This is a genomic window from Allostigmatella hybrida, from assembly GCF_020103775.1.
GTDB lineage: Bacteria > Myxococcota > Myxococcia > Myxococcales > Myxococcaceae > Hyalangium > Hyalangium aurantiaca.
The window spans coordinates 1-9,564 of sequence record NZ_JAHXBH010000058.1 but is presented as its reverse complement, the minus strand read 5'-3'; the positions used below and the strand labels follow the sequence as shown (position 1 = coordinate 9,564).

Here is a 9,564-nt window from a genome sequence, read left to right as displayed (position 1 = left end):
GCGGCCACGGGGGGCGGCGGGGTGGCGCGCGCGGCGGGCGCCGGAGGGGAGCGCGCGGCGGGCGCTTCACTGGCGGGCGCCGCGGGCCGGTTCAGCGCCTCGCTGCGAAGCTGGGAGATGAACGAGGCCAGGTCGATGCCCAGGTCGTCATCGTCGTCCAGGGACTCGGGGGCCTGGGAGGCAGTGCGGATGCGGGTGGCATCCAGCAGCTTGCCGAGCAGCTGGGTGCGCTCGTCGCGCAGGGCCTGGTTGAGGCGGCTCAGCTCCTCGCGCTCGGAGTGGGCGCGGTTGACGCGCACCTCGAACTCGGCCAGCTCGCGGCGCAGGACGATTTCGCGCTGCCCGGTCTCGTTGAGCTCGCGCTGGAGGCGGGCGACCTCTTGCCGCGCCGCGTCGAGCTCACCGTGGAGCTGGTCCGCGCGGGCCTCGAAGTAGACGATCTTTTCGAGCGCGCTCTTGAGCAGCGCGTCCGGACGCTCATCACTCACGGCCTGAACAGCCCTCCACCCAAAACGCTACAGCCCCCGGACAGCGCGTTCGTCGAAGCAACGGAGGGCCATCTTGGGTCACGGGCGGCGGACCATATGTCAGACCCAGATGGTAGGTAAACCCCCGAAATAGCTGGGGCTTTTCACGTTTCGAGGCACCTGGATGATTGACAACGCCGCGCGGGCCGAATTCTCGGCCCGGGACGCAACGGGAGGGGTGTGTGCCGCGCCGGAGTCACCCAGCTCACCCCTGCGGGGCGCCTTTGAGCTTCTCCATCAGCCGCACCAGCTCCGCCACCGAATCCACGGCCAGCTTCTCCATCACGCGGCTGCGCTGCAGGCGCACCGTCTGCTCGGCCTTGCCCAGCTTGTCCGCGATCTGCTTGTTGAGCAGCCCCTCGGCCACCAGTTGGCAGACCTGCAGCTCCCGGGGCGCCAGCGTGGCGAAGCGGGCCCGCAGCGCCTCACGCTCCTCTTGCACCGCCAGGGCCTGCCGATCCTGCGCCAGGGCCCGCTCGACCGCCGCCAACAGGTCCTCCGCGCTGAACGGCTTGGGCAGGAAGTCCACCGCGCCCCCCTTCATCGCCTTGACCGCCGCCGGCACGTCCCCATGCCCACTGATGAAGACGATGGGGTGCCGCCATCCCGTGCGCCGCAGCTCCTCCTGCAGCTCCAGGCCATTGAGCTCCGGCATCCGCAGGTCCATCACCACGCACTGAGGCCCTGGCGTCGGCACCCGCTGAAGCAGCTGCCGGGGGTGGGAGAACGTCTCGGCCTCATAGCCTTCGACCCGGAACAGGCGCTCCAGGCTGCGCAGCACCGAAGGGTCGTCATCCACCACGAGTACCGCGGACCGCTCCTGGCTCATGAGCACCAGTCTACCAAGGCGCGCTCAGGCGGATGGAAGTGAACAACGGAACAGGGTGCCGCCGCCCGGCCGGGGCTCTGCCTGGAGCCGGCCCTGGTGCACCTCGAGGATGGAGCGGCTGATGGACAGGCCCATCCCCAGCCCCGCGGGCTTGGTGGTGAAGAACGGCTCGAAGAGGCGCTTCTGCACCTCGGGGCTCAAGCCCACCCCTGTGTCCTCCACCACCAGCTCCACGCGCGCCCCCACCTGCTGGGTGCGCACCCACACCTTCCGCTCTCCCTGCGGGCACGGGCCCACCGCATCCAGCGCGTTGGAGATGAGGTTGAGCACCACCTGTTGCAGCTGAACCCCGTCGCCCCGGACGGGCAGCGGCGCGCCCGCCAGCTCCAGCGTGAGGGTGGCGCCCCGGAGCTGCGCATCGTTGCCCACCAACTGGCCCACCTGGCGTACCAGCTCGTTGAAGTCGTGAGGGGCGAAGGGCAGCGCCGGGTCCTTCTTCAGCAACGCCCGCGTGTGGCGGATGATCTCTCCTGCCCGCTTGTCATCCGCGATGATGTCCTGGATCAGCTCTCGCAGCAGTGGCAGGTCCAGCGGTGCGCGCTGGAGCAGCCGCTGCGCCGTCTCCGCGTTGGTGAGAATGGCCGAGAGGGGTTGATTCAGCTCATGGGCGATGGACGCCCCCAGCTCACCGACCGCGGCGACACGCTCCATGTGAGCCCGCTCGTCCTGGGCCCGGCGTGCCTCCAGCTCGGCGCGCCGGCGCGGCGTCACATCCACCAGGGTGACGACGGCGCCGCCATCCGGCAGGTCCAGCCGCCGGGCGCGCAGCTCGTACCAGGTGTCCGCCAGGGGGCCGCGAAACTCCACCATGTCCTCATCCACACGGCCCGCGAGCACGCCCTTGAGCAGCGTGGCCACCCTCTCGAGCTCCCCTCCCTGCGCCAGCCTCTGAAGCGCCTGCAGAAAGGAGCCGCCCGAGGCCACGAGCCGCTGGGTGGACAGCGCGCCCAGCCCCTCGCGCTGGGCTGAAGGGCGGCTGACCCGCCGCACGGCCCCGCTGCGGTCCAGGATGGCCACCGCGCCCGGCAGCGAGTCCAGCACGGCCCGGTTCAGCCGCTGGGCCCCCCTGCGCCGCCGCCGCTCCACCAGCAGCACGACGATGAGCAAGGCCTGCAGCAGGCCCGCCCCCAGCACCGAGATGATCTGCCAGCGGTAGTGCTCCCAGAGCACACGTCCCTCCTGCCCTTGCGCTCTCACCGCATCCTGTGCGCTCGTTACCCCCTGGCAGGTCCGTGCCGTTGTGGGTGGGGGGCGCCCCATTCCGGACCCAGCAAGGAACTGGCCTGATGAGCGAGCCCAAGCAGGAAGAGAGCACGGCAGCCCCCGAGGAAGCCAGAACTGTCATCAGCCCTCAGCGGAACCCAGCCCCGGCTGCAAGCGAGTTCCCTGAATCGCCCACGGCTTCACGGGCGGGTGACGCTCCCATCGCGCTCGGGCGCGTCCTGGCGGGCCGCTACACCGTGCTGGACGTCCTGGGCGAGGGCGGCATGGGGCGGGTGTTGGCCGCCTATGACGCGCGGCTGGACCGGCGTGTGGCCCTGAAGCTGGTGCGCTCGCGAGGGGCGGACCGCGGCGGCGAAGGGGTGGCCCAGATCCGCATGGTGCGTGAGGCGCAGAGCATGGCCCGCCTCAATCACCCCCATGTGGTGGCCGTCTATGACGCGGGGACCCTCGAGGATGGCGCTGTCTTCATCGCCATGGAGTACGTCCAGGGACAAACCTTGCGGCAATGGTGCCAGCAAACCCCGCCCCGGCCCTGGCGCGAGGTGGTCAAAGCCTATCTGGCCGCGGGGCGTGGGCTGGCCGCCGCGCACGGGGCAGGCCTCGTCCACCGCGACTTCAAACCCGACAACGTGTTGGCCGGCGAAGACGGCCGGGTGCGCGTCACGGACTTTGGCCTGGCACGTGCCGGGTCCACCCCCGGCGTGGCGGCTCAGCCTGTCACCGCCCTTCCCACCTCCGCGTTACAGACGCCGCTCACCCTGCCGGGTTCCTTTCTGGGGACGCCCGCGTACATGGCCCCGGAGCTGCTCCAGGGCCAGCCCGCCAACGTGCGCAGTGATGTGTATGCCTTCTGTGCCTCGCTCTATGAGGCGCTCTATGGACGGGTGCCCTTCCCCCTGGACTCGCTGAGCGCGATCCTCCAGCGGGTGCAGGAGCCCAAGCCCCCTGTTCCCCCCGCGGACTCGCAGGTGCCTGCCTGGGTCGCTCGCGCGGTGGTGCAGGGCCTGCACCCCGACCCGGCACAGCGGCCCGGCTCCCTGGAGCAGGTGCTACGGCAGTTGGAGAGAGATCCCGAGGAGCGGCGCCGGACCTGGCTGCGAACGGGGGGGTTGGCTGCCTCGGTGGCACTGCTGGTGGGACTGGCGGTCTGGGCCTTGGGGCGCTCGCAGCGCCCTGGCTGTGAAAGCCTGGAGCGCCGCCTGGAGGGAGTATGGGATACGCCCGTGAAGGCCCGCGTCACCCAGGCGCTGAAAGGCACGGGGCTTCCGTACGCGGAGGACACCGCGCAGCGCGTGGAGCGGCTGCTGGATGGCTACGCCCAAGCCTGGGTGAAGCAGCGGGTCGAGGTGTGCCAGGCGGCGGGGGCCCAGCAGGCCGCCCAGCAGCCCCAGAGCCTGGTGGCGAGGCGCGAGGCCTGCCTGGAGCGGCGGCGCAGCCAGCTGTACGCCCTGACGGAGCTGTTGGGACGCGGGCCGGATCCAGAGCTCACGAACAAGGCGGTGCAGACGGTGCAGGCGCTGCCTCGGCTGGAGTACTGCGCGGATGCCCCGGCCCTGCTGGCGGCGGTGCCTCCTCCTGAGGATCCCCAGGTGCGCGCTCGAGTGACGGAGTTGCAGGCTCAGGTGGAGCCGCTGGCGGTGTTGCTCTCCGCCGGCAAATACAAGGAAGGACTGGCGCTGAGTGAGCAGCTGCTGCCGTGGGTGAAGCCGCTGGGCTATGCCCCCCTGCATGCGCGGGCCCTGCTGCTCAGAGCCCAGCTCCAGGAGGGCGCCGGCGACTACAAGAGCAGCGAGGCCACGGCGTGGCAGGCCATCCAGGCGGCGGCCCGGGGTGGGGACACCGTGTTGGCGGCCCAAGCCTGGACGCTGCGGTTGCTGCTGGTGGGCACTCGCCAGGCTCGCCCCCAGGAGGCCGGGCTGCTGGAGCCCATGGTCGAGACCGTGGTGGAACTCGCCAATGACGAGAGCACCCGCGCCGGCGCACATCAGGCGCGAGGCCAGCTGCTGGAGAGCGTAGGTCAGTTCGCGGAGGCGAAGGACCACTATGAGCGCGCCCTGTCCATTCGGGAGAAGCTCTTGGGAACCAGCCACCTGCAGGTGGCCCTCGCGCTCACCGATCTCGGCAACGTCCTCAGGCGCCTGGGCCAGTACGCGGACGCGAGAGAGCGGCTCGAGCGGGCCCTGGCCATTCAGCAGGACACGGTGGGCTCCACCCACGTGACGGTGGCCCATGCGCTCACCTCCCTGGGAATCGTCTTCAAGGAGTTGGGGCAGTACGAGCAAGCGCAGGCCCGGTATGAGCGCGCCCTGAGCATTCTGGACAATGCCCTGGGCCCCGGGCATCTCCAGACGGCGAACCTGCGCAGACAACTGGGGAACGTGCTCCTGGACCTGGGCAGGTTCGAAGAGGCCCAAGCCATCCATGAGCGCAGCCTGGCCACCCTGGAGAAGGCGTTGGGCGCCGGGCACCCCGACGTCTCCAAGGCGCTCTCCAGCCTGGGCATCGCGCTGGCGGGCCTGGGCAGGTATGAAGACGCGCGGCTGCGATTCGAGCACGCGCTGGCCATTCAGGAGAAGACCTTCGGCCCCGAACACCCGGGTGTGGCGAGCATGCTCGTCAACCTGGGCGGCGTGCTCGCGGACCTGGGGAAGCATGAAGAGGCCAAAGCCAGACAGGAGCGCGCTCTGGCGCTCCTGGAGAAGGGGCTGGGCCCCCAACACCCCATGCTCGCCATTCCCCTGACGCTGCTGGGCCGTTCGCTCACCCAGATGGGCAGGCATGAGGAGGCGCAGCGCCAGCTGGATCGCGCGCTGGCGCTGCAAGAGCAGCCCCAGGAGCATGCCGGGCAGGCAGAGCCGCTCACGGGGCTGGGACTGCTCCAACTGGCGCGCGGCAGGCCGGCGGCGGCCGTGCCGTTGCTCGAGCAGGCCTTGCGGCTTGCGCCGGAGCAGGCGGGCACGGAGGTCCGGTTCGTGTTGGCCCAGGCCCTCTGGGAAGCGAAGCAGGACCGGCCTCGCGCCCTGGAGCTGGCCACCCGCGCGCGTGAGGACTGGCGCCGCCGGGGCCACACCGCCAAGGTGGCCGAGGTGTCCCGGTGGCTCGAGGCACGGCGTTGACGCCGCCTCCGTGCCTCTATGTGAGCCGTTCGGCCAGCCACCCCGTCAACGGCACCCTGTCCGTCTCGGCCAGACCGAAATGGAAGCCCAGCTCGCCGGGGTGCTCCGTCGGAGAGACCGTCTCGTACTCTTTGTATTCCAGAGGAACAGCCTTGTTCAGCTCCGCCAGCTGCCTCTGAAGGGTATCGGTGCGCCAAGCCTTGACGCGCGTGTCCTCCTTCCCCTGGGAGATCCGGATGGGCACCCCAATCGAAACCACGGGGTGCATGCGATCCAGCTGCTCGAAGAAAGCACGCATGCTGTGGCTGTCCCGCTTGCGCAACTGGTGGGTCCCCAGCAGATCTCCCCAGGAACCTTCCCCCATCATCTCCGCTCGGGCCCGCGTCTCGGCCTGGGGGAACAGCTGGTAGGCCTCATCGGTGAGGACCTCGGAAGGGTAGATGCTGGGATCTCCAGCCATGGCGCCTGTCAGGAACAATGGGGTGAACGACAGGCCGCCTGTCTTGCCGTCGTAGGTGCTGCCTTCGAGGAGCTGCTCCTTGATGGACGAGGCGGGAGCCAGCGCCGCAACGCCGCGCAGTTCGAGCTCTGGGGTCCACCCTGGAGCATGATGAGCGCCGAACAGCGCCGCCTGGCCGCCCTGGGAATGCCCGACGATCGCAAACCGGTGCGACAGTTCTGGGTAGAGCTGGCGTGCGGCGAGCACGATGTCAAGAATGCCGCGGGCCTCGGATTCACCCAACAGGTACGGATGAGGGCCGTAGGTGCCCAACCCCTCGTAGTCGGTCATCACCACGGCCCAGCCCTGCTCCAGGAAATGGTTGAGCAGCGCATGGGGGTGCTTGTTGTAGATGTGCGCCGCTGAGTCCTGGGTGTCGCGCGACGGCGCGCACGTGTCCGCGCTGCCCACCGTGCCGTGGGCCCAGCTGATCACCGGATACCCCCCCTTCGGGGCCTGCTTCCGGGGCAGGGCGATGATTCCAGAGACCGCGATGGGGTTACCGCGGACATCCTGGGAGCGGTACAGCACCAGCTCGTTGTGCCTGGCTGCGGCCAGGGCGGCCTCGCCGCTCAGGGGCCGGGACCAGACCACCTCGCCATGCCTGCCCGCCACCAGCTCCTCTGGCGGGTAATAGAAGTCGATTCCTTCGGGGGGGGCTCTCATGGGAGAACTCCTGGATTGTTTGGGTTGACTACGCCTGCTGCGCCGCGAGCGCCGCTTCCAGCTGGGGATACAGCTGGATGAACGCGTTGAGGCGAACCCGGCGGAAGTTGTCCTGAAGCTCGAGCGTGTCATTCAGCTTCAGGGTCTTGTCCTTCCTCGGGAGCAGGGCGGTGCTGGACTCGAACTCGTGCTTGGTCCAGGCCTTGCTCCCTGTGGGGATGCCGTTGCTGGCGAACGAGACCCAGTAGGCAGTGACCTTGTCAGACACGGCCTGGTCGTTCGCCGTGAACGTGTCCTTCGAGCCTACGAAGATCTTGCCCGTGCCCAGGGTGTGGATGACCTCGTTGCCGTGCGCGACGCCGTGGGGATGATTCGGGCGGTCCGCCTCGGTGACGTAGTTGAAGTAGTACCGCCAGCTGGAGGACTTCTTCGATTGGTAGTCCGAGATCCAGCGGGCCTGCATGGTGAACAGGAGGTCGCGGAGCACCAGGGCGCCAAAGCGATCGACGTCGTCGAGATCCCCCGGCTGCACCTCGGGATCGCTCTTGTAGAGCGACTTCAGGGAATCGAGGCCGTCCGCCAGCTCCTCCCCGCCCTCCTCAATCATCTTGGTCATCACCTTGCCCGCGTCCATCCCGAACGCGGCGAGCACGCTGGCCTCATTGCTGGTGCTCCCGATGATCAGCGGCAGGGCCTTCTGGTCTCCCGCCTGGAAGGCATCCCGGATGCTCTGGGTCAGCACCACACCGTCCACCGCTGGCATCGGCGCCAGCCCCGGCACCGGCACCGGCTTCCCATCGGGGCCGGGGGCCGGCAGGTTCGCGGCGGAGAAGTGCGCCACGGGCACCTTCCTCAGCTCCTCCGCCGTGATGTTGGGGCTCACCTTGAACAACTCCGTCGCCACGCGGGTGCCCACCGCGAGGGCCCTCTCCCGCGTGGCCTCGGGGATGGCATAGGGGCTCTGCGCGATGCCCTTGTGGAACAGCCCCTGCGCGAGTGGGGAGGCGAAGAGGGCGAGCACACTCACCCCGCCGGCTGACTGGCCGAAGAGGGTCACGTTGTTCGGGTCCCCTCCGAACGCGGCGATGTTGCGCTGCACCCACTCCAGCGCCGCGATCTGATCCAGCAGCCCGAAGTTCACCGGCCCGTTGGGGTGCTTCGCCTCCAGGGCGGGGTGCGCGAAGAAGCCGAGGTTGCCCAGGCGGTAGTTGAAGTTGACGGCCACGGCGCCCTTCTGAGCCAGGGGCAGGCCGCTGAACATGGTGATGTGGGAGGCGCCGATCTTGAAGGCGCCCCCGTGGATCCACACCATGACGGGCATGGGCTTCGACGGCTGGGTGTTCGGGGTCCAGACGTTCAGATACAGGCAGTCCTCACTCTGCTCGCCAACGGGCTCGGAGCCATCCAGCGACTCCTCGTAGACAGGCTGGGGGCAAGCCTTTGCAAAGGTCTTGGCCTGGCGCACGCCCTCCCAGGCGGCGGCCGGCTGCGGGGGGTACCAGCGCAGATCCACCAATGGCGGGGCCGCATAGGGGATGCCCTTGAAGACGTGGATGCCTTCCTCGATGGCGCCCTCGACACTCCCCTTGTCAGTCTTTACGATCATGGTGCTTTGTCTCCAGATAATGACTGCGGCCATGGCAGCCATGACCGGTCTAATAGGCATACGTCCTGTCATGAGCCCATTAGGATCTTTGTTGAATTGACAGCAGACTCAGACTGTGCCTGAGGAGCTCAACTGCGAGGGGCTGCGAAACCACCCTGGCCCGGAAGAAAGACTCTCCCGGGACCAGGGCGGTTCACGGAGTGCTCGCCCGCTACGGGTTGTGCGATGTCGTGATGGGCAGTTGCTGAAGCTGGGCGACGGCCTGGGCCGGCGCACCGGCAGGCGCAAGATCCACAGGCGCCCGAAGCTGGAGGACTGAGCCCTGCGGAGGAAACACCGTGAGGCTCTCGGTGAAGATCTCGGCCGTCTTGGTGTTCGACAGCACCAGGGGAGGGCCGCCACCGGGCGGCTTCTCGATCGTCAGCGTGAAGTCGAAGAACTGCCGCCACCGGAAGGTCGGCGGGAGATTCTTGATGAGCTCGAGCGTGCCGAGCGGCGTGGTATCGATATCCGCCTGGCTCAGGGTGACCCTGCCCAGCACGGGGCTGTCGGCCGTGTACTCATGGCCGATGATCTTCAGCCTGACGCCACCGAGTCCCCCCGCAATGTTGCTCTCTACACGGACCTTGATCCCCCCCTTGAAGTCCAGCCGGACGAGCCCCAAGACGTTCACCTGGAGAGGAACATTGACCGCATACTGGCTCATGGGGATTTCCAAACCAATCGGCGGAAGAAGACCGTAAAGCATCGACATCAGGCACCCCTTTCATGGTTCAAGGACTGCGAACACTCGGGACTTGCGCTGCCCCAGGGCCCTTGGCTCTGGGTGCTCGAGGGCAGCGGCGAGGAGCGTCATACGCTCGCCTCGCGGCACGGCACCATTCAGCTCTTTGTTGAATTGACGCCGGGCTCGGAGTGTGGCTGGGCCTGGGCCCATCTCTTCACCGCCCACGCCTCGTGCTAAGCCATCGGAAGAAAGTTCGTTCAGAGGTGCTTCGTTCTCAGGGGGCGAAGCGCCCGAGACAAGGCGCCTGGGT

At 68.5% G+C, this 9,564-nt stretch carries 6 protein-coding genes and 1 pseudogene; 1 reads left to right on the top strand and 6 read right to left on the bottom strand.

Annotation, left to right across the window (positions count from 1 at the left end):
- From KY661_RS36885 to KY661_RS36875, 3 genes and pseudogenes are all read right to left on the bottom strand, one after another.
- Window positions 1–488 (bottom strand): annotated as a pseudogene (locus KY661_RS36885) (HEAT repeat domain-containing protein); the annotation flags it as partial.
- Between the two features lie 244 nt (window positions 489–732).
- Window positions 733–1,356 carry a response regulator transcription factor gene (locus KY661_RS36880; RefSeq protein WP_225414649.1) on the bottom strand — a complete coding sequence of 208 codons (624 nt, stop codon included), beginning with the start codon at window positions 1,354–1,356 and terminating at the stop codon, window positions 733–735.
- 24 nt (window positions 1,357–1,380) lie between these two features.
- Window positions 1,381–2,586 (bottom strand): sensor histidine kinase, encoded by a 1,206-nt coding sequence (locus KY661_RS36875; RefSeq protein ID WP_225414648.1) that lies wholly within the window; start codon window positions 2,584–2,586, stop codon window positions 1,381–1,383.
- Between the two features lie 116 nt (window positions 2,587–2,702).
- Between KY661_RS36875 and KY661_RS37475 the strand changes: the two genes are divergently transcribed.
- Window positions 2,703–5,756, top strand: coding sequence for a serine/threonine-protein kinase (locus tag KY661_RS37475; protein ID WP_263437679.1), 3,054 nt, complete (start codon window positions 2,703–2,705; stop codon window positions 5,754–5,756).
- 16 nt (window positions 5,757–5,772) lie between these two features.
- On the opposite strand, the gene KY661_RS36860 is transcribed toward KY661_RS37475, so the two are convergent.
- The 3 genes from KY661_RS36860 to KY661_RS36850 all read right to left on the bottom strand — a co-directional run bounded on the left by KY661_RS36860 (window position 5,773) and on the right by KY661_RS36850 (window position 9,281).
- Entirely contained in the window at window positions 5,773–6,921 is a 1,149-nt protein-coding gene (locus KY661_RS36860; RefSeq protein WP_225414647.1) for an alpha/beta hydrolase, read from the bottom strand.
- 28 nt (window positions 6,922–6,949) lie between these two features.
- Window positions 6,950–8,527, bottom strand: coding sequence for a carboxylesterase/lipase family protein (locus tag KY661_RS36855; protein ID WP_225414646.1), 1,578 nt, complete (start codon window positions 8,525–8,527; stop codon window positions 6,950–6,952).
- 211 nt (window positions 8,528–8,738) lie between these two features.
- Entirely contained in the window at window positions 8,739–9,281 is a 543-nt protein-coding gene (locus KY661_RS36850; protein ID WP_225414645.1) for a hypothetical protein, read from the bottom strand.
- Window positions 9,282–9,564 lie beyond the last annotated feature (283 nt).